The following is a 22404-nucleotide window of genomic DNA, read 5'->3' as shown; positions in this document are numbered from 1 at the left end:
CGTTCGTATCGCAATTACAATTTGCCTTTTTTCTGGTATCTTTAAATGGCCAAAAAATTAAACTAATATTGTGGGTATTGTATTTCAATTGGGGTGATTTGTTATCAATAGTTATATTATAGCCATAAAGCAATTCTATGGTGTATCGTGGCAATACATACCCCAGTTGCGATCTAATTACTTGATTGTGTTTTTCCAAATCAGTGTAGTAGATATATTCGGCACCCAATACTATTCCCATACTTCCAGTAACTAGCATAAAACTATGGGAGATTTTTGGTGCATATAATAGGGGTTTACCTAATTGAACCTCAGTACTAATTGTACTTTTATGCAATATTTGCATGTGCTTTCCATTTCCGAGTTGATAAAAATAACCATAGCCAATACTTGCTGCTGAATATTTATAAACATTAATTCCAAATTGAAAACCGTGCATCAATATTTTTTGCTCTTTTTGTGCCCACAGAGTGAGGAAACAACAGTTGAAGATCAATATTAAATATATATTTTTCAAGATTATTTCATGCTAAATTGAAACTAGTTTCTTAATATCTTCTGGGAACGGCATCTTGATAAGACTAATAAAATCGTACATCACCATTACGTCCTTAGCTTCTGCCGCTAGTTCTTCATGGCTATTATATATTTGATGTACAATTCCAAAACTTGAGTTTTTGATAAACTCCATTTGTGAATGTATCATAATATCTCCTGGATAAAACAAGGGCTTCTTAAACTCACAATACGTTGATGCCAGCATGGGGCCGTGCTTACGTTCAGTATAATATTTGTAGAGTCCTATTTGCTCCCAATAATTAACTCGTGCAGCTTGCACATATTTCATAAATGCTACATTATTTACATGTCCAAACAAGTCGAGCTCGCTCCAGTCGATGCGTAGGGTGAGGGTTGTAATATTGGCTTGCGACATATTTTGGTGAATGGTCTAATATTATGGGTTACAAATATAATTAGATTAATCTTATTTTTGCAGCACTATTTGATACAAATTATCCCATATTATACAAAGCACCAATATAGCATTGATGAAATGATGCAGGGAATTGCATCTGAATTTGAAGAATCCATTTCATTGCCACCTGAGCAAGTCCCAGCGATACTTAAAATTTTGCCCAATCCATATTGGATAGCTGTACTCGGCGATAAGATGGTGGGAACCGCAGGGCTTGCTGGAATGAAAAACAATTTTGCAGCATTGCGAAGAATGTTTGTAGATAAAAGTTTTTGTGGCATGGGACTTTCAGAAACATTATTGAATATGACTCTGGAAGCAGCAAAAACTTATGGGGCAGATATGATATATTTGGGCACAATGGCACAATTTAGAGCAGCACAAAAGTTTTATGAAAAGCATGGTTTTATTCAAATTTGCAAAGAAGATTTGCCCAATTATTTTCCTTTGAATCCGATTGATAAAGTATTTTATAAATTATCTTTAAATTAGTATAAAATGAAAATATATATTGAAACGGAACGATTAATTCTTCGAGAAATTATTCCATCAGATGCAGCAGAAATGTTTGAACTTGATTCTGATCCAGAAATGCTTAAGTACCTTGGGAATAACCCCTTCACCAATATTGAACAGTCGAGAGAGATTATTAATTTTGTGAGGCAGCAATATATAGAAAATGGAATTGGCAGATGAGCCATCATAGAAAAAAGTACGAATAACTTTGTGGGTTGGACTGGTTTAAAATTGGTAAAAGAGGAACATAATAGCCATCCAAACCATTATGATATTGGATACAGGATGATTCAGAAATATTGGGGCAATGGTTATGCTACAGAATCAGCGAAAGTATCCTTAGATTATGGCTTTGAAGAGTTGAACCTTGCAGAAATTGTTGGTACAGCGGCGAAGGAAAATTTGGCATCAAAAAATGTATTGCGAAAAATAGGCTTGAAATATATTAATGATTTTATGTATGATGATATCCCTTCCGAATGGTATAGTATGAAAAGAGAAGAATGGGAAATGTTGAGGCGATAGCTTTCTAGTTTTTGAGTTTTTTCATTATACTCTCGCGGCTGGCATGCTTGCCTGTTTTAACTTTAGCCATCAATTTGCCAAGTGAAAGATATTCAAATTGTTCTTCTCCAATGGGCATAATACCAATTCTTTACCTAAAATAGTCTTTGGACTATTTTAGGTAAAGAATTGGTAATGCCGAACTACATCCCGAAAGCCCCGCTTAATCCCGATAATTATCGGGATGCGGGGGGATTAGTCCCTTTCTTTTGGACTAATATATATTGAGTTTCGGTATAACCTCACTTCCAGGCTTTAAAGCTAGAGCAGAAAGGGTTTTTAAATTCGATTTCGAATTTGTATGTATTACAATTGCACTTATAATGGTGACAATTATACAGCAAATTTTTTAAAAATCAATCTTGTTTAAGTGGCTCGATTTAATATTTCAGCACTTAAAACTGAAAATATATAAATGGCAAAACCTCAGCCGATTTTACTTGTATAACCAAAATAATTACGACCAAAATCGCAAACCCCTTGGCAAAAATGGGTGCATAAACAACCTCATCTTTTACCCATTTCTCCCAGCTTGTGGGAGTTAGGTGCAAAGCGTATCCCACCACCAATAATAATATAATATAAGGATAGCCTTGCACAAACTGTGGCAGTACACTTATATCAAAAGCAAAAGCAATTTGCCCCAACACGTCGGCTGCATTGTTCATGTCGGAGGCTCTGAAATATATCCAACAAAAGCATACAAAATGAAAGGTGAGAAACCATGCAAGAATTTTTCCGCCTCGTGTATCAAAAAATCTTTGTAACCCCGCCAAAGCATTTTTTTGTTCCAAGTAAAATTTATGTCCGGCTATGGCTACGCCGTGCAATCCGCCCCATAATATAAATTTGAATCCTGCTCCATGCCAAAGCCCGCCCAAGAGCATAGTGAGCATGAGATTAAAATAAGTTCTCCATTTTCCTTTTCTATTTCCACCTAATGATATATATAAATAGTCTCTCAACCATGTAGACAATGATATATGCCAACGCCGCCAAAATTCTGTGATGTTTAAACTTTGGTAGGGCGAATCAAAATTTTTGCACAGTTCGTATCCAAATAGTAAAGCCACGCCTATGGCCATATCACTATATCCGCTGAAGTCGCAGTATATTTGTAGTGCATATCCATATACACCCATTAAGCATTCAAGACCACTGTATAATGTTGGGTTATCAAAAATACGATCGACAAAATTCACACTGATATAATCAGAAATCACGGCTTTTTTAAACAAACCTATACATATTAAAAACACACCACGACCCAACATTTCTGCCGTAACGATAGGGTCCTTAGCAACCTGGGGAAGAAATTCTTTTGCACGCACTATTGGGCCTGCTACCAATTGCGGAAAGAACGATACAAAAAATGCATAGTCCCAAATATGTTTTACAGGTTCAATTTCTTTTCTATATATATCTATGGTATAACTAAGGGACTGAAAAGTAAAAAATGAAACCCCCACAGGCAATATAATATGGAGTGGTTCGAAATTGCTTGCACTGAGGTCGGCAAATATTTCGTACAAGAAATTGGTATATTTAAAATATCCTAGCATTCCTAAATTTATCACCAAGCTAAATACCAATAGTGCCTTACGTCTCCACGGGTCTTGGCTTTTCCATATCATATTGGCCAAAGTATAATCTACTAGGGTTGATCCAATCAGAATCAAGAAGTATATACCACTACTTTTATAATAGAAGAATAAGGAAAATAGTATGGTATATATAATTTTGAGATTGTGCTTTTTGTGTAATATCCAAAACCCACAAAGAAATCCTGCAAATAAAAACAGGAATAGCCCAGAGCTAAAAATTAATGGCTCTTTGGGATTATATATAAATTGTTTTAATATATTATCGAGGCTTAATGACATAAAGTTGATAATGATACATTAGTGCTTGGTATAATAAATCTCCCTGCAAATGATAGCCTTTTATGGAGTTATGAACCCTGTCTCTACTTAGTAATCCATTGAGTGCCCACTGATAGCTACTGTTTTGCCCCCCAGCAATAGTATATAAATCCCAGAGTGGAAGCCCACGGTTATTGGCTACTGTTTTCCAGGCTTCAGCTACACGGGCCACATGTGGGTTTGGCCTTCCCCACTTATACGATTCCATGGGTGTGGTAATTAAAATTGGGACACCTTCGCATTGAGCTTTGGTCATTACCAAACTATCCATTTGCTTGGCAAATTCTTCGTTGGTTTTTTTATAATCCTGTGCTTCATTGGTACCTAATGATATTATAATAAGATCGGGTTTTAGGGAATTAGCTTGCGTAAAAACATCTGGGTTATTGCAGTATTGATGTGCTTGTATACCGTTCACTCCAATATTATGATATAATACACCTGATTGTTTGCTTAGGGCCACTATGCCATGCAATACAAACTGATCATGTCCCCACCCCTCAAATTCAAGCCCCCATTTGCAGGTAGGTTTGCTGAGTTGAACAACATGGTAAGGTAAATTTTCATCATCATTCTTATTTACTGTATATATTTCGTTATTGGTCCAATCTTTTATCTTTAATTTATATGCGTAACCACGATTATCTTTTGGTATAAGTAGGGCTTGCGTTAGATAAGTATTGATGGAATCACAACCTTTCATATCAAACAATACATAGGCTCCATTTTGTTTTGTACTGATACTAAAACCTGATATACCATTAGTGTTGTCTTTAATAGGGAGTATGGCTTTATTAGTTTGCCATATACCGCCATAGCTTGTTCGGTAATCGGTTGGCCCATTTGTTTTAGCTGCCTTGTAAGGGAATACCATTCCTCTTCCCGCATTCCCAAATTTTAATTGCAACTGCGTGCGACATATTCCCGTAAAGTAATCTCCTTGTATATGCGAATCGCCAATATGAAAAATATTCACTACTTCACTGCTTCCATTTTCTATTCGCAGTAATTTGGCAAATAGCGAATCGAGGGTGTTTGCATTGCTAATCGTGTCAGCATCGAAACGGATAAAATTATATAATACTGGGGTATCTTGTGCTTGGCAAAATGAAATAGATATATATAATGATAAAAATATTATCAGTTTTCTTTTATGAGTATAATATATAATAGATAGCATTGCCTTTTTTGGGATTCCTCTTAATGATACATTATTATATATATCGCTTCTTATTTCTGTTAATTTATATTTAAAGAGGTTTATCATGTTTCTCAATTTCTTTAATGGAATGTATCAATGCTTGGGCAAATTGACCCGCTACATATTTTCCTCCTTCAAAGGTAAGATGGGTATAATCTTTATTGGCCCACTTGCGATCTACAAAATTAGCCATACTTCCTTCTCCGCCCATTGCTTCCCACAGGTTATAAAAAAGTAAGTGATGTTTTTGAGCGAATTGTTGTTGCACTTCCAATAATTCTATTATCCCTTTCATAGTGCCTTGCTTATTTCCACGGTCGCTAACACTTACCAACAATATGGGGCAATTGGGGAATGATTTTTTTACATGTTCTAGCATATTGTCCATACCCCGTTTGTACCATTGATAATCGGTGTATTTGCTGTTTGCCACATTGAGTCCGTATTGTAATACTACTAAATCATATTTAATAATGGCATCCGATTGTTTATACATAGCTTGGCTCACGTCGGCTTGCCCAATGCCCGAGTTGCCACGCATTGAATAATTGTCGAGCAGTAAACCATTATCAGTACCTTCCAATATTACACCATATAATTTCAAGTTCCCATTTTGTGCAAATTGCAGATGTATACTTTTGACGGTGTCTAGTTCAACTGTTTTTTCTTTTACTCCTTCACCAGATTCCAAAACTATATCTTGCTCATGGTTCAATACTATTTTTTCTCCACTTGCCCCACTATATAGTATTCGTACCCTTATATATTTATCTAACCTAGCTTTTTTTACTCCCGTATATTTCACCCAACTACCTTCAGTAGGAGTAAACACGTATCCCGCAATTCCAAATTTCACTTTGGGTTTGGGTTGATCTACTATACTTTGTGTAATCCAATCTTTACTAAAAGTATGGGTGATACTAATTCTATATCCAGCCACATGAGAGGTGATGGGCATATACCCAACGCCTGCTCCGCCAAACACCCTTTGTAAGGTATCTCTCAAATCTCCTGTTAACATATCGCCTTCCACAAACGAGTCGCCGAAAAATGCGATGCGGAAGGATTTCTTTTTGTCACGCATCAATCTTATTGATCCAGCTAATTGTATTTTGGCAATAGAGTCTTCGCTCAAATTTTCTATACAAGTAAAGTTCTCGGGACAAGGGATGTCAAACTGTTTTGGTATGACAGGTTTAGATTTTGGTTTAGATTTTTGCTTTTGTGTTGGATCGTTTGTTTTTTTAATATCGGCGAGCAAGTCAATTGGCTTCATCCCCAAATCATCATAATACTTTTCAGGAATAATACTCAATGCCAAAAGGCACAGCAAAATACCCACCGCCATAAGGGCAGCTTTGCCAAGATAACTAGTATTCACAGAAATAAAGGGGATAATTGTTCAACTACAAATGAACAAATTATATATATATTGTTATTGAATGCAATGCACACATTTTGTGGACAAGCCCAACCGCAATTCTGATATAAAGGACAGGGGAAATCAACCACACATTTCGATACTCTCTATAATAATTCCGCAAGCTTTTTTAATTTCTTCATTGGTAATAGTGAGCGGAGGTGTCAATCGCAATTTGTTTGCTGCATGCAAAAACCAGTCGGTAAGCAATCCTTTTTCGATGCACTTATCTATAATAGCTTTGTTTTGTTCAAAATTTTCAAATTCAAGTGAAAGCATGAGACCTTTCCCACTGATATTTTTAATTGTTTTGTTTTGTTGTAATAATAGTCGGATGAGATTTTCTTTTTCGGCTACACCATATAATAGGTTTTCATTTTCTATTACTTCCATTGTTGCCATCGATGCGGCACAGCATACAGGATGCCCACCAAAAGTGGTGATATGTCCTAGCACAGGATTATGGCTAAGCTTATCCATCAATTGTTTGGCAGCTATAAAACAGCCGATGGGCATACCTCCGCCCATCCCTTTTGCACACACCAATATATCGGGAACAATAGCTGTTTGTTCAAAAGCAAACATAGTTCCTGTGCGACCAAATCCAGTTTGTATTTCATCGATGATTAATAAAGCACCTACCTCAGTACATTTATTTTTGAGTGCAGTAAGCCAATTATTTTCGGCCAAAGTATAACCCGTTTCCGATTGTATAATTTCTAACACTACGCAAGCACAGTCAGAATTTATGGATTGCAGTTGTTCAAAATTGTTGAAATCAAGAAACCTTACATCGGGCAAAAGTGGTCTGAAAGGATTTTTGAATTCTTCGTTGCTCATTAAGCTCAATGCAGCATGCGTGCTACCATGATATGCATTTTTAAAAGCTATAATACCCGATCGGCCCGTGGCACGTTTGGCAAGCTTCAAAGCCCCGTCAATTGCTTCAGCACCCGAGTTGCCATAATATACTGATAGGGTTTCGTTATTCCATTTGGGGCTAAGGTGATCGTTGAGTTTTTTGGCCAATAATGTTTGTGGCGATTGTATAAATTCCCCATAAACCATCGTGTGCATATATTTCCCCAATTGATCGGTGATAGCTTTAATAACATGTGGATGCCTATGCCCCACATTGCAAACTGATACACCCGACAAGAAATCTAAGAAATGTTTTCCGCTTGTGTTTATCAAGTAGTTGCCTTCTGCTTTTTCTATCTCAATCATTAACGGAGCAGGCGAAGTTTGGGCATTGTGCAATAAAAAAAGTTGTCTATGTGAAATCATTTTGTATTTTTGTGATTACAAATAAACCCAAATCAAGTGATAGAAAATACATTGTTAAGATAATTAATTCATATTCTATATATTAGATTTGTGCACCCTGATAGCATCGGAAGATTAAACAAATAATTATTTTCATTAGCCTCCACGAATCGGAATGCAATTAAACCTCATATAAAAAATCATTGGCTGTAAATTTAAACTCATCACAAATTAAATCATATGTAAGATATCTCTTAAATCGGAGTTGTCGTGCAATATTTTATATACCGACCTTTGTATCACAAAATCAACATAATCAAATCATCATGAAAAAAATAATTTACACTTATTGCTTGCACGCTAGTTATTGCAAGCAGTTTCGCACAAGGCAGTATTAGTTCCTTTGTGCCCGCAAATGGCCTAGCCGGTACACCAAGTTTAGATGTGATAGTTCGCGGAACAGGTACACATTGGGACGGTTCTATGAACAAGGCAAATGTTAACTTTACAGGAGGTGGTATCAATGTTAATAATATTAATGTAACCGGTCCTGAAATGATCATCGTAAATATTGCAATTGATGCGGCTGCATCGGGCGATAGAATTTTGACGATTGGCCAAGGCAGCAATACTTATACTGCTTCCCAACCGTTTTCTGTTATATCTAATAGCAGTCCGCTGTCTATCAGTTTAATGGTTAACCCTGTTCAGTCTATTAATATTTCCGATTTCGATCCCAATAATTTAGGCTCCTCACCTGTTCTTTTTTCGGTGAGCATATATAATAATGCTATAAGTCGCAGCAACCTCACTGCTACCCTTTCTGTTAGAGGCGAAAAAGTTGGAAAAGTAGGAACTGCTACTAAAAAAATTAGTTCTTTATCAGCCAATCAACATTTGGCTTTTAATAATAAAGAATTTGATAGTTATAATTTAGACCAAACTAATAAAGAATTTTTTAACAACGCCATCAATACAGGAACCTTGCCTGCCGATGATTATGATTATACTTTAACACTTACTGACCAAATGGGAAATACCTGGACAGGTTCGGCCAAAACGGTACTTTCAAACCCTACTACCCGTCCCGAGTTAATTACGCCAGGTAGCAATATATCCATGCCTGCAGAAGCACTTCGTAACCCAATTCCTGTTTTCCAATGGTTTTCTCAAGGAGATAATTTTGAATTGACAGTATACCCAGTTATGGCTGGACAAACAACAGCAGAAGAAGTAACAAACAACCGCCCAATGTATAAGCAATCAAATATTTTGACCACCACTTTCTCATATCCTTCATCAGCGGAGGTTTTAATCGATGGCAAACTATATGCTTGGCAAATTAAAAGAATGATTACTTCTTCAACAGGTAATAATCTATTATCGAGTGAAGTGTTTTGGTTCCGTTACCAATCTGCAGGCAAACCAATACTATCTGTAAGCGATATTAAAATAACGCCAGAAGAATCAACAGTTCCTTCGGGAGGCTCTTTCAAATTCAATGCACAAGCATTCTCCGTGAACAACGAAATTGTTACCGATGCAGTTATATCTTGGAAAGTGGTTCCCGCCTCAGCAGGTACCATTGACAATACTGGATTGTTTACTGCCTCAAACACACCTGGTAGTGCGGCTATTGTTGCTAAAGTTGGCGAATACCAAGAGTATGCTACTGTTACCATAGCACCAGCCTATATGGGCACCATGACCGAAGCAAGCATGCGTTTGTTTATTGAAAAACTTTTCGGTTTAACCAAATAATTAATCTTAAAATATTATATATCAAGCCCTGCAAGATGAAACAACAGCCATTGAAAAGTATTCATGACAAGGTTGGTTCTTTTGCAGGGCTTTTCATGTTTGTAGTTATAGCTTTTTTACCATCGGTTTCTAATGCCCAACAACAAAAACTGGGCGTAAAATATAACGACGTTTTTACTATTCTAAGTCCATTACCCGACTCAACTATTAACGATGGCGAATTGTTTATTTCTGTTAAGTTCATTAATACTGTCGAACTTTCTAACACGGGATTAAGAATTATGATAGATGACCATTTGGTGTCCACTTTTGTAAAGATAAATAATTATAACCTCACGGTACTTTATCTGTTACCGCTAAAAACTGGAGAGCACCATATTGAAATTATGGCCAAAGAAAAAGGGTATCAATATTTGGCCCCAATAAAATGGCGTTTCTTTGTTCGTGAAAATAAAAGTATACAAATTGATACAACTGTAAATGGGCAAGCAATAGATTCGATAAAACCAAAACATAAGATGCCAGTATCACTAGTTGGAAGTATTGTACTCGATACGCGGCAAACAAAGTTATCAGGGCCTGGAGCAGCGAGTAGACAGGAACCACCAGAAACAAATAATGCAAATATCAATGTTGAACTTAGGGTTGGAAAAGTCTCTTTTCCACTCAGGATTTTTCAAACCAGCGACGAACGAACCAAATTTTATAAACCTAGAGGTGTGCAATCGCGTAACTATTTTCAAACAGGAATTTCGCACGAAAAAATAGAATTGCTTTGGGGTGATATGTCACCCAGTTTCGATAAATTAGTTTTGACAGGATTGAAAATGCGGGGTTATAAGTTTGCATTAAATTTTAAACGTTTCCAGTTGCAAGCCGTCCGGGGTCAGTTGTCTCGGCCGATTGAAGGGTTATCAGATTCTACTCAAAATGTGAATGGAATTCCTAATTATGGTTGGGCATCTACTTCGCCAGGTGCATATATACAACCAGGTACCTACGAAAGAAATATGAATGGTTTGCGTTTGGTATTTGGCAATAAACTAGAAGGTACTTATTTGGGTCTTAATTTTTTGAAAGTAAAAGATAATCCCAATAGTATTAAATATGGGGTAGCACCTAAAGATAATTTTGTGGTAGGTGCGGACCAAACATTTAATACAAACCAAATGAAGATGAAAGTCACGGTGGGTTGGGCATATAGTTTCTTAACCAATGATGCTTCTAAACCAGCAGCTACCAAAGAACAAATAGATTCAGCATTAGGTACAAATTTAAAAGTAGACCCTGCTGCTTTTCAAAAGGTATTTATCACAAACTTCACTACAGTGAAACCTGCTAAAAATGCCATGTCAATGTATGCTAATTTAGTTCTCAGACCCAAAAATAATATCCTCACTTTCGATTTCAGGTATTTTGGTGCGGGCTATCAATCATTGGGAAATCCGTATTTAAGAGTTGATATTAGGCAATTTTCGGTACAGGATCAATTATATATGTTCAAGCGTAAAATGAATCTCTCTCTTAAATATCAGTACCAAGATAATAATCGTTCTAAAACACAATACAGTACCGTAAACCAACATTTTGTTACCGCAACTTATATACTTTCACCTGGGGTGAAATGGCCACAACTGATGGTAAACTATATGTTGCAAAACCGACGCTCTCCCGAAGATTTGGGAAGAAAATCAAAAACACTTATCAGTAACGACTTTATACAAACACTTACTTCATCGCTTATATATACTTTACGCACTGGTAAATCGTCGCATAGCCTTAATTTGCAGTATACACAGAATGATCGTATTGATAAAATATATAGTTTTAACAACAACAATATGAAGGTATACTCAGGTGGTATTCGTGAGCAAATAGCACCACTTAATATAGGAATTGATGTGCAATTCACGAAAAATATCAGCACTGACCCCCTCACAAAACTCCCCCTACCTTTTTCAGAATCCATGGATTCCCGTCTACGCTATCTGTTTAAGAAAATAAAAACTTCTTTTGCGGTGGGTTATATATATTCTCACATGTTACCCAATGTATATACTCTGGGCAATACCCGCCAAACAATGAACTTCAGTATTATATGTAATACCATCAAAAATTTTACTTTTGAATTGGAAGGCGGCAAATCACCTTATAGAGATTTGAACAATCCATTGGGTCTTTATAATGAAACATATATATATGCCCGTGTTACCCATGCATTGGGTTATAAGTTTAGGTAGGTAGCGTCAATGCCGAAGCGGCGAACCGGCCTTGCGAGACTCGTTCTTCAAAACGAGGCGTGGCAATGTCGTTATTGGACAATGCAAACCAATAATTCTAAAATATTGTATTATGCTTAATGTATCTTAATATCTCAATGCTTATTTTTCAAGTTGCAAGTTATACTAATTCTTAAACTAAAATAGTTCTCCGCCTGTGGCGGATTTAGTTTGTAGAATGGTAATGTCGAACTACAATACATTTAGTCCCTTTCTTTTGGACTATTATATATTGAGTTTCGGTATAACTTACTTTATCACCCCCATTTTCACCACCTCAAAATTACTAGCTTTTACATTTTTTAAAGTTTGCAATTCTGTATCATTCCAACGTGAATCTGGTGCTCCGCTAATGAACATATCCGAACCAATATCAGTCAATATTACACCATAAGTTTTCATAGCTTTTAGTATTACTTGCACATTCGCACTATAACCACTGATATCGAAAGTAGATTTTAATCTGAGTTTGGCACCCATCGGCAATGATGAATTCAAAGCACCGGTTCCATTTACTTTATGACTTGCTGGGGCAGTATAACCTTTATATACTTTTGCTTTGCTCAACGTGAAACGAATGCAATGATCAATTTTGCCAGAAGCCATTTCATCATAACGAACCAATATGGGCAATATGGCCATTCCTGATGCATCTGCTGATGTCCATCCTTCTGTGCGGTTGGGATTGGTTTTCAAATCGAATTTGACACCACAAGAAGCTTCCCATCCACTTCCGGCTTGGCTGGAATTATACATTTCATATAATACTTTATTTTCTATATCTACAGTTAATACATGGCTATCGCCGTTGCCATTTCCTTCAATAGGAGCAGTTAACGGAACAGGGTAGGGGCCCGCATCACTTTCGTTACCATAGTTTCCATCATAACTATTTGCCCTGAAAGTGATCGGTACTTTTGTTTGGCTACCACATACTACAGAAAAAGGAATTCCAATAGGAGCACCATTCCACATACCGCTACCAAAATCGGGGTGTAAACCGGGTGAGCCTATCGCTGCCATAATAGCTGCAGAATTGGGGTCAATAGCACTTGCTGAAATATCAATATTGATGAGATTATCAGTCGGGAAAATTTGTATTTTTTCAAAGTCAGCTTTTGTGGGATTGGTGCAAGCTAGCGGCGGATCCACAATAGTAGGAGTTTTCTTTTTACAAGCTCCGTACACTGCAACTGCAATAATAAGTATGTATATTTTTTTCATGTGAATTGGGTTTTTAAAAGTCAAAGGTAACGGTGAATTGGGTATTATTTAAAAGTATTATTTAATAATCAATTAGGTAAATAGTACCAATAACAAGGAGACCATATTTCCAACCCAAAAGTAATCATTTCTTATACCAATTCTTAAACTAAAATAGTTCTCCGCCTGTGGCGGATTTGGTTTGTAGAATGGTAATGTCGAACTACAATACATTTAGTCCCTTTCTTTTGGACTATTATATATTGAGTTTCGGTATTAGATAGCTATTACAACTCAAACTTATCCTCATCCTCTTTGTATTTTTTAATTTGCTCTAGTGCATCGGGAACCACATCACTACATATAACAATGAATGAATCTTTCACTGCATTTTTCATCGCAAAATCTATAGCTTCGGTTTCTTTGCGGAAGATGGTATACTTCATATCGGGTCGTACTTCTTTAATACCTTGCTCCATCAAATCTATAATTTGTTGCTCAGTACGGTGGCGTAAATTTCTATCTTGCCTTATAATAATTTCGTCGAACATGGTGGCGGCAACCCTACCCAAACTTATAATATCTTCATCACGCCTGTCGCCTACACCCGCTATCACACCTACCTTGGGCGTAGCGTCTACTTTTTCGAGAAAACGGCTAATGGCATTAAACCCTGCGGTATTGTGTGCATAGTCGATGAGTACTTCAAAGTTTTTAAATTTGAATAAATTCATTCTACCCGGTGTTTGCACTGTGCCCGGAATAAAGGTAGCCAATGCCAATTTTAAGTCTTCAATTTTCACATCACGCAAATGGGCAGCGAGCACTGCGGGCAAAATATTTTGTATATTAAATATAGCACGTCCGCCAAAAGTTAAAGGGATATTTACTACTTTTTCTACCCGTATTTTCCAAGTGCCTTTGCATATAGTTATATAGCCATTTTCTACCACTGCGGCAAGTCCACCTGTTTTGCAATGTTCTATAATGTTTGGATTTTTTTCATCGAGTGCAAAGAGTGCAATTTTGGAATCCAATTCCCTCTTCATATTATATACATTTGCATCTTCCGCATTTAATATACTATATCCATCTTTCTTCACGGCCTTTGGCACCGTGCCTTTCACACGGGCAAGGTCTTCTAAAGTATTTATATCTTGCAAGCCCAAATGGTCGGCAGCGATATTTGTTACTACCGCGATATCACATTTATGAAAGCCCAATCCTGCCCGAAGTATTCCTCCTCTTGCACATTCTAATACTGCAAAATCGACACTGGGATCTTTTAATACAAACTCTGCACTTACAGGCCCGGTGCAGTCTCCACGCATTAGCATGCGGTTTTGTACATATACACCATCAGTAGTTGTGAAACCAACTTTATACCCCACAGTTTTCATAATATGTGCAATCAAACGTGTGGTTGTAGTTTTTCCATTGGTACCTGTAACTGCTATAATAGGAATTTTATAATTTCTACCCGGAGGAAATAGCATATCAATAACTGGAGCAGCTACATTTCGTGCAAGCCCTTCGGCGGGTTCCAAATGCATACGAAAACCGGGAGCTGCATTCACTTCCAATACTGCACCACGCACGTCTTCCACAGGTTGTGATATATCGGAAGTCATAATATCAATTCCACATAAATCGAGTCCGATAATTCGGGCAATTCTTTCGGCCATAAATATATTATCGGGGTGAACGATATCTGTGACATCAGTTGAAGTTCCTCCTGTACTCAAGTTTGCAGTAGCTTTTAAATATAATGTTTCTCCTTTGGGTAATATACTTTCCAAAGTTAAATTTTTATCTCTTAATATATTTTCTGATGCTTCATCAATTTTAATTTGTGTCAATACTTTTTCGTGTCCATAACCACGACGTGAATCTGAATTTACGATGTCAATAAGTTCTTGTATATTACTTTTGCCATCGCCCACAACCGCTGCGGGAGTGCGTAAAGCGGCAGCTACAAACTTATAATTAATCACCAACAAACGATGATCGAGCCCTACAATAAATTGTTCTACTATTACACCGCGAGATATTTTTTTTGCAATAGCTAATGCTTCTACTGCCTGTTCAATATTTTGTATCCCAATCGTTGCTCCACGTCCGTGGTTTCCATTAATAGGTTTTATCACCAAAGGATATCCCAATTTGTCGCAAGCACTTTTTAAATCTTCTTCATCATATATAATTTTCCCTTTCGGCACTGGCACACTTGCAGCTTCTAATATATTTTTAGTGTCTTCTTTATTGCAGGCAATTTCTACTGCTATATTGCTGGTAGTGCTTGCCACAGTAGCTCTAATGCGATGTTGGTTAATACCATATCCCAATTGCACCAATGAGTTTTTATTCAATCGTATCCAAGGAATTCCTCTGCTTTTTGCTTCGTCAACTATACTACCTGTACTAGGTCCTAAACGTTCTTCTTCCCTAAGTTCACGCATGGTTTGTATATCGCCAGCAAGGTCATAATCTTCACCTTTGGTCAATGCTTCGGCAATTGCAACAGAAGCTTTGGCGGCAAAAATGCCAACATTTTCTTCCATATAACTAAACACTACATTATATATTCCTGAAGTTGCCGTTTCGCGTGTGCGACCAAAACCACATTCCATTCCTGCCAATGATTGTATTTCTAAGGCTATATGTTCAATAACATGTCCCATCCAAGTTCCTTCTTCAATGCGTGCAAAAAATCCACCCCGAATTCCAGGGCTGCATCTATGTTCTATCATACTTGGAAACATAGCTTCAATTCGTTCACGAAAACCATCAACTTTATTGGTGGGAAACTGTTCCATCTCTTCTAAGTCCAAACGCATTTGAATAAGGTGATAACGGGTATTGCTCCAAATGTTTGGACCACGCATTGCTTTTATATCTAAAATTTTCATATAATATATATAGTTTGGGAACTTTATTTTTACGTTTTTGTAATTGACTTAAGTTTATCAAATACAATTGCTGCTGCGAATGAACTACAGGAATGTGGTATTGCAAAATTTTGGGCGAAAAGAATTTTTTAAACCGTCATTGCGAGCGTTCCGATAGCTATCGGAATTTGCGTGGCAATCTCATGAATCGGAGACAATATCACGAGATTGCCACGCCCCGTTTTTTAGTTTAAGGTTTAATATTTGCATTTAGTATAACGATCCCGATAGCTAGCGGGACGCAATGACGGAGCAATGCCCGACAATTATATTATATCAAACAACAATGGCCTACTGGGGCTTGCATCGCTCTCCATCGAGGCTATATGCAATTGTAAAAAATAATTGCCATCTATAATCGTGTCGGGAACATATATAAGTTCTGTAATAGAACGACCTTCACCATTTGTATTGGGATAATCCCACCAAGCATGATGTGCCAATAATTTGCCTTCATCTTCTTCTTTATCAACCGAAGGCAAATCGGTAAGTAAATGTTTAAACCCTTGTGCACGTAGCCATTCGGTAGCTTCTGGTTCAAAATACCCAGGATTATTTCCACTATAGAGTTCTGTTTTTTTACTGATATTATTGGGAAGTGAACGTATAACAATTGCCCAAGGGTTTATTATAGTTTCTCTTAGTTTTTGTTTGATGGCATCTAAAGTTATGAGCCTATTTCCATTGGATTGTGGAACCAATTCCACTGAAATTAAGATTGCCGTACCACTATATTCTTTTACTTCTACATTCACACTTTGGTGCTGTTGGCTTATATGACCCACACACTCGGTATGCGTACCATTGCCATGCGGATTGAAAGAAACATTATAACAATTTACAGGACCGCCTTCAGCTACAGAGCCAATAAAATCGCCTGCCTGCAAGGGTTTTATTTGTGCAGAGGGAATATGAAATGCATTTACTTGATTTGCATCATTTGTAATAGCTAATGATATATCGAGGGGTTTCGATAAATCAATCGATCCTATATTTTCTATATGGCATATCATCCTCCAAATTCCATTAAATAAGCTTTAATAAATTCTTCGAGTTCGCCATCCATCACTACTTGTACATTAGAGGTTTCAACTCCGGTACGCAAATCTTTAATTAATTTATAGGGATGAAATACATAGTTGCGAATTTGCGAACCCCATTCTATCTTTTTCTTTCCTGCTTCTACGGTAGCTTTTGCTTCGTTTCGCTTACGCAATTCCAATTCATATAATTGCGATTTCAGCATCTTCATCGCTTTCTCTTTATTACCAAGCTGTGAGCGGTCTTGCTGACAAACTATCACAATACCTGTGGGTTTGTGTGTCAATTGTACTTTGGTTTCAACCTTGTTTACATTCTGACCCCCCGCACCACCTGAGCGTGAAGTTTGTATTTCTATATCGGCATCTTTAATTTCAATTTCTATAGCATCGTCCACCTCAGGATAACAATATACAGAAGCAAAAGAGGTATGACGACGAGCATTGGAATCGAATGGGCTGATGCGGACCATGCGGTGTACCCCATTCTCACCTTTCATATATCCGTAAGCAAATTGTCCATCTATTTCGAGAGTGCATGATTTTATTCCTGCACCATCGCCATCTTGCCTATCAATTTCTGAAACTTTGAAACCATTTTTTTGGGCCCACATCACATACATTCTGCTCAACATTTCGGCCCAGTCTTGGCTTTCAGTTCCGCCTGCTCCGCTATTAATAGTCATGATACAACTAAATGCATCTTCCTCGCCACTAAGCATACGTTTGTATTCTAATGCGTCTAGGGTTTTAATTAAAATATTTGCTTGTGCTTCTACTTCTTCCTCGGTTCCGCCAAGTTCAACAACCACATCAAGATCCTCCATTTGGCTTTGCATATTGAGGAATGCATCCGTCCAAACTTTTTTAAGCTTGATTCCTTTTAATAATTTCTCAGCCTCCTTGGGGTCGTCCCAAAATGTGGGGCCATGTGAAATTTCTTCTTCGTCTTGGATTTGTTTTAGTTTATCATCCACGTCAAAGATATCTCCTCAAAGCCTCAACGCGGCCTCTTAAATCTTTAACTTGATCTGTTGTCATAAGGGGATATTTTACAGTTTATATTTTTAATTTTTAATTTTAAGGAGCATGGTATAAGGACTAGGGTAAGAGGGCGTTGCCGTATGGCCTTCCTCCTTCCTCCTTCCTCCTTCCTCCTTCTTCCTTCTTTACTTCTTCTTCCCCGTCTTTGGGTCAATGCCTCTTTTCTTCGCCATGTCTTCTAATCTCGCTTGGAACTTCGATTTGGTTACAGGTTTCTTTTTGTTAGCTTGTATTTGTGCATGCAATGCATCTTCATCTACCAGTTTGCGAATACTGAGTTGTTGTATCATCGTTACACAGTTGCTCAAGAAATAATACCAAGTTAGTCCCGATGCGTATTTGTTGAAGAAGCCCAAAAATATAATAGGCATGATATAACCCATATACTTCATTTGCCCACTGGCAGCGGTAAGTTGGTTATTCATCATGGTGAATAATAGGGATGATATCGTCATCAAAATAGTAAACAAACTCACGTGGTCGCCATATAAAAAACTTATGACGGGCACATAACCAAAGTCCCAGATAGAATCGTAAGCAGAAAGATCGGATGACCAAAGGAATGATTGCTGCCTGAGTTCAAAAGCGGATGGGAAAAATTGGAACATCGCAATTAATATGGGCATTTGTAATAATATAGGAAGGCAGCCGCCGAGTGGACTTACGCCCGCCTTTCGATAGAAGCCCATCGTTTCTTGTTGGCTCTTTTGAAAATCGTTGGGATACTTTTGTTTGATGGCATCTATCTCGGGTTTTAATATCCGCATTTTTGCGGTGGACATATATGATTTATATACCAATGGGAACAAAACCATTTTGATGAGCAGCGTAAGCAATAATATAATAAGACCGTAATTGAGATTGAAGCCGCCCAAGAAGTCGAATACGGGTATTACAGCTCCGCGGTTCACCCAGCCAAATATCCCCCAGCCCAAGGGTACAATACGTTGCTGGTTTTCGATGCCACTTTTTTCTAAAGTATTATAATGATTGGGGCCAAAATAAAACTGCATATCGAACGATTCATCAACGCCACGGTTATAGGGCAGCATAAGGTTGGCCGATAATATTTTTATTTTAGAAGTATCTTTAAAAGTGAGTACTTCGATGGTAGCATTTTCTAAAAATGATTTCTTTGCATCGAGTGTGGTATTGAAAAACTGTTGTTTCATGCTCACCCATTTCACGCGGGGAGACAAGGTCATCTTTTCGTCTTTGCGTTCGTTTATATAATCTGTTTCATCGCCTTCGTAATGGTAGTATATTGTAGTGGTATTACGTTCGGCTTCGGCATGTTCTTCTTGTTTTTCAATTTCGTTTTGCCAGTTCAGCGATATATAATTACTATTTTGAGCAATAATAGAATCCATGCCCTTCATCTTGAAACTATATCCCAAACCGAAACCTTCACCGTTCAATACATATTTTTGTTCTATATAACTATTGTCGTTTACTTTGGCTCTAAAGGTGATGCTGTCGGTTTGTCCTGTCTTTACATTGAGGCTAGTTTTAACAGGCTCAAAGTATAATTTTTCAGTACTGATTAATGAATTGTCTTTGGAACTAAACACGTAGTTGAACACATTTTCCTTGCTGCCCATTAAAGTAACAGGGTCTATTCTGTTCGACTTTTTATATTTCTTCAATTCCACTTTGGCTATTTTGCCACCGAGCGTATTTACCCAAATTTTCAGCTCTTCGTTTTCGAGCATTACCATTTTGCCATCGCCTGTTTGAAAAACTTTGGCCGTAGTGTCTTTTGCATTGAGGCTATCGGGGTTTTGTGTTTTGGCCGCATCCTTCTGGATTTTTGCGGCGAATTTTTGCACGCTGTCCTGCACGTGGGCAATGGAGTCTTTGGCCATTTGCTCTTTCTTCAACTGTTCGTCGCTGGGGGCGTTCATGTATATATAGCCGATAACAAGTGCTACAATCAATAATAAACCTATATAACTATTTCTGTCCATTCTGTTTTAAAAATAAGTGTGCAAAAGTAAGGAGATATTTACGATTTTAGATTGATGATTTTAGATTTGGACATCTCGCGGTGAAATGGATGGTTGGAGGGGATAAAAGTGATGGTGGGGTGGGATTTGGTTCGCAGGCGGCAATTGTGGTTGCTGAGGAGATGGTGATTTGACAACTCATCCAAGTACGATAGCTATCCTACTTTGTGTTGGCAGAAATCTGTGTGGCTTGTCAAAAAAATTGTTGGTTTTGGGGTTGGAATTTGTACTTTTGTTTTTTATTGATAACCTTTAACATGAGAAATTTAGCTAAAATATTTGCAGTGTTGTTTTGTATTTGCGGTACAAATAGTTTTGCACAATTCCCTACTTTAAAATGGCAATATAATATAGGTGCCCCTGCTTTTGGGTCAGCAGCATCCGCCGACTTGGACAAAGATGGGTTTTACGAAATCGTATTTAGTACCTATACCAATGATGGAAAAGTACATTGTTTGAATGCAGAAGATGGTTCCGTGAAATGGATATATGATATAAAAGGCTGTGGCGATGTAGCTCCGCTTATTGTGGATGTGGATGCTGATGATACACTTGATGTAGTAGTGAATGGGTCGTGTAACCCGACGGTGTTTTGTATTAATGGTATTACAGGCAAACTCAAGTGGAGCAAAAGTTCAGGAGGCGGAGATTCGCCACCTACCGCTGCTGATGTAGATGGTGATGGAAAAATGGAAATTCTTTTTTGCAATTTCAGCGGACAGCTAAGGATATTGAATGGAGAAGATGGTTCGTCGTACAAAACTATACAAGTAGAGCCCAATAAAAGAACGATACAAACCGAACCCACCTTGGTTGATGTGAATAATGATGGAAAGCTGGATGTGATAATGGCCAATTACTTTAACAAAGGGGGCTTATATATATGGGCTTATGATATACAAAAGGCAGATACAATTTGGACAAATTATAATAGTGATTCCTCATCTTCTTTTAGTGCTTATCATGGCGGGGCAATAGCCGACGTGGATGCAGATGGAAAAATGGAATATGTAATAGGTTCCAACAATGGATTGGTGAGAGCTTTAAATGTGGAAGATGGCTCAGTGCTGTGGACTGTCATGATTCCAAAAAGCAATATGGCACCAATTTCTATTGCCGACCTTAATAATGATGGCGACTTGGAAGTAGTAGTAACTAATAACGATTGGATAACTTTTGATGAAAGAATATGGGTGCTCGATGGCTTAACGGGACAAGAAGAATGGTCATATAAAACCACTTTTTCATCATTTAGAGGTTGTGCAATAGCAGATATAAACGGAAATGATACTTTAGATTTAGTGGCTGGATATTATATGGGTGATGTGATAGCAGTTGAGCCTTATACAGGCCTGCTTTGGAAAACAAATTTGAAATCGTATTTGCCTTCGGGACTTCCATATTTTGATGTGAATCACGGTCCTTTGGTGGCAGATTTTGATAAGAATGGAAAGATGGATGTTTTTGTGGTAGTGGGCTATGGAACCTATACTCCCGATAGCCAAAATTGCGGAAAAGCAATTATGCTGGAAGCAGGAAAGGGACAATGCCCTGAATGGTTAATGTTTAGGCAAGATATTCAACGAAGTGGGTTTTTATCAGCTCAAGATATCAAAGCATCTTGCGATAAGGTGATGACAATTCAAGAGAGTCCTTTTGGCAAGGTAGCGGTAGAATTATGGCCAAATCCTTCACAAGAATATATATATATTAAATGTGACGGAAAGTTTGATTTTGAAATTTTTGATTCGCAAGGAAAATTAATTAAAAGTGCAAGCCAAAATACGGATCAATTAAAAATGGAAACTTGCGAATTTGCTCCCGGATTATATATAATAGTTACTTCTACACAAAAAGGGAAAGTATATAATAAAATTGTAGTTGAAAGGTAGGTGATGTTGATGATTTGCGGGTTGGTGATTTGACAACTCATCCAAGCCTTGTGCGTATGCGGAGTTGCCAAATCTGTGCGAGTTGGGTGATTACGCTGGATCGATTGTTCGTATACGGAGTTGTCAAATCTGTGCGAATTGGTTGATAACCCTGCATGGATTGTGCGTAAGGAGTTGTCAAATCTGTGTGGCACTTTGTATTGATTAAAATGAACTGCCTGTGGTCTTGTTCGCCGCGGTGAATCGCCAACCATAAAAGGTGGTGCCAGGGTTTTTCGGTTGATATACATGTTTGAGATTATCTTTGTGCTATGATGAAAGAATTAATTTTTATTGCCGAAGAAGGACTTGAGGGCGGTTTCATGG

15 protein-coding genes and 1 pseudogene are annotated in these 22404 nt (G+C 37.6%); 5 read left to right on the top strand and 11 right to left on the bottom strand.

Annotated elements, in window-relative coordinates:
* Positions 1-517 (bottom strand): hypothetical protein (locus SGJ10_13280; GenBank protein ID MDZ4759094.1); only part of this gene is annotated, 517 nt, incomplete at its 3' end.
* A 12-nt stretch (positions 518-529) separates the two neighbouring features.
* Entirely contained in the window at positions 530-934 is a 405-nt protein-coding gene (locus SGJ10_13275; GenBank protein ID MDZ4759093.1) for an acyl-CoA thioesterase, read from the bottom strand.
* A gap of 69 nt (positions 935-1003) precedes the next feature.
* Here SGJ10_13275 and SGJ10_13270 point away from each other — a divergent pair, with 69 nt between their 5' ends.
* Positions 1004-1468, top strand: a complete 465-nt coding sequence (locus tag SGJ10_13270; protein ID MDZ4759092.1) for a GNAT family N-acetyltransferase — start codon at positions 1004-1006, stop codon at positions 1466-1468.
* 6 nt (positions 1469-1474) lie between these two features.
* Positions 1475-2017, top strand: a pseudogene (locus SGJ10_13265) (GNAT family N-acetyltransferase).
* Between the two features lie 434 nt (positions 2018-2451).
* Here the strand turns inward: SGJ10_13265 and SGJ10_13260 are convergent.
* From SGJ10_13260 to SGJ10_13245, 4 genes are all read right to left on the bottom strand, one after another.
* Positions 2452-3939, bottom strand: a complete 1488-nt coding sequence (locus SGJ10_13260) for an MBOAT family O-acyltransferase (GenBank protein MDZ4759091.1) — start codon at positions 3937-3939, stop codon at positions 2452-2454.
* The gene (locus SGJ10_13255) at positions 3920-5245 is read right to left on the bottom strand and encodes a GDSL-type esterase/lipase family protein (protein MDZ4759090.1); all 1326 of its coding nucleotides are present in this window, start codon (positions 5243-5245) and stop codon (positions 3920-3922) included. The genes SGJ10_13260 and SGJ10_13255 overlap by 20 nt, the downstream gene beginning before the upstream one ends.
* Positions 5229-6560: a hypothetical protein gene (locus tag SGJ10_13250; protein ID MDZ4759089.1), complete on the bottom strand. Its 1332-nt coding sequence runs from the start codon at positions 6558-6560 to the stop codon at positions 5229-5231. Before SGJ10_13250 ends, SGJ10_13255 begins: the two co-directional genes overlap by 17 nt.
* 123 nt (positions 6561-6683) lie before the next feature.
* Positions 6684-7886: an aspartate aminotransferase family protein gene (locus SGJ10_13245; protein ID MDZ4759088.1), complete on the bottom strand. Its 1203-nt coding sequence runs from the start codon at positions 7884-7886 to the stop codon at positions 6684-6686.
* Positions 7887-8270: 384 nt separating this feature from the next.
* Between SGJ10_13245 and SGJ10_13240 the strand changes: the two genes are divergently transcribed.
* Positions 8271-9626, top strand: a complete 1356-nt coding sequence (locus SGJ10_13240) for a hypothetical protein (GenBank protein MDZ4759087.1) — start codon at positions 8271-8273, stop codon at positions 9624-9626.
* 35 nt (positions 9627-9661) lie between these two features.
* On the top strand, positions 9662-11866 hold the full coding sequence (locus tag SGJ10_13235) for a hypothetical protein (protein ID MDZ4759086.1): 2205 nt from the start codon (positions 9662-9664) through the stop codon (positions 11864-11866).
* A gap of 288 nt (positions 11867-12154) precedes the next feature.
* Here the strand turns inward: SGJ10_13235 and SGJ10_13230 are convergent, their stop codons facing one another.
* From SGJ10_13230 to yidC, 5 genes are all read right to left on the bottom strand, one after another.
* Positions 12155-13129 carry a hypothetical protein gene (locus SGJ10_13230; GenBank protein MDZ4759085.1) on the bottom strand — a complete coding sequence of 325 codons (975 nt, stop codon included), beginning with the start codon at positions 13127-13129 and terminating at the stop codon, positions 12155-12157.
* 266 nt (positions 13130-13395) lie between these two features.
* A complete protein-coding gene (gene cphA / locus SGJ10_13225; GenBank protein MDZ4759084.1) occupies positions 13396-16017 on the bottom strand; it encodes a cyanophycin synthetase in 2622 nt (873 codons plus the stop codon).
* A gap of 305 nt (positions 16018-16322) precedes the next feature.
* Positions 16323-17069, bottom strand: a complete 747-nt coding sequence (locus tag SGJ10_13220) for a cyclase family protein (protein MDZ4759083.1) — start codon at positions 17067-17069, stop codon at positions 16323-16325.
* A protein-coding gene (prfB, locus tag SGJ10_13215) for a peptide chain release factor 2 (protein ID MDZ4759082.1) occupies positions 17066-18137 on the bottom strand; the annotation gives its coding sequence in 2 pieces (ribosomal slippage) (positions 17066-18076 and positions 18078-18137; 1071 coding nt in all). The genes SGJ10_13220 and prfB overlap by 4 nt, the downstream gene beginning before the upstream one ends.
* A 128-nt stretch (positions 18138-18265) precedes the next feature.
* Complete coding sequence (yidC, locus tag SGJ10_13210; GenBank protein ID MDZ4759081.1) at positions 18266-20107, bottom strand: membrane protein insertase YidC; 1842 nt, start codon at positions 20105-20107, stop codon at positions 18266-18268.
* 296 nt (positions 20108-20403) lie between these two features.
* Here yidC and SGJ10_13205 point away from each other — a divergent pair, with 296 nt between their 5' ends.
* A complete protein-coding gene (locus SGJ10_13205) occupies positions 20404-22038 on the top strand; it encodes an FG-GAP-like repeat-containing protein (protein MDZ4759080.1) in 1635 nt (544 codons plus the stop codon).
* Positions 22039-22404 lie beyond the last annotated feature (366 nt).

The sequence above is a fragment of the Bacteroidota bacterium genome (genome assembly GCA_034439655.1).
Lineage (GTDB): Bacteria > Bacteroidota > Bacteroidia > UKL13-3 > UKL13-3 > CANJUD01.
Note: the sequence above shows the minus strand (reverse complement) of the source record. Positions and strands in the feature narration are given on the sequence as shown.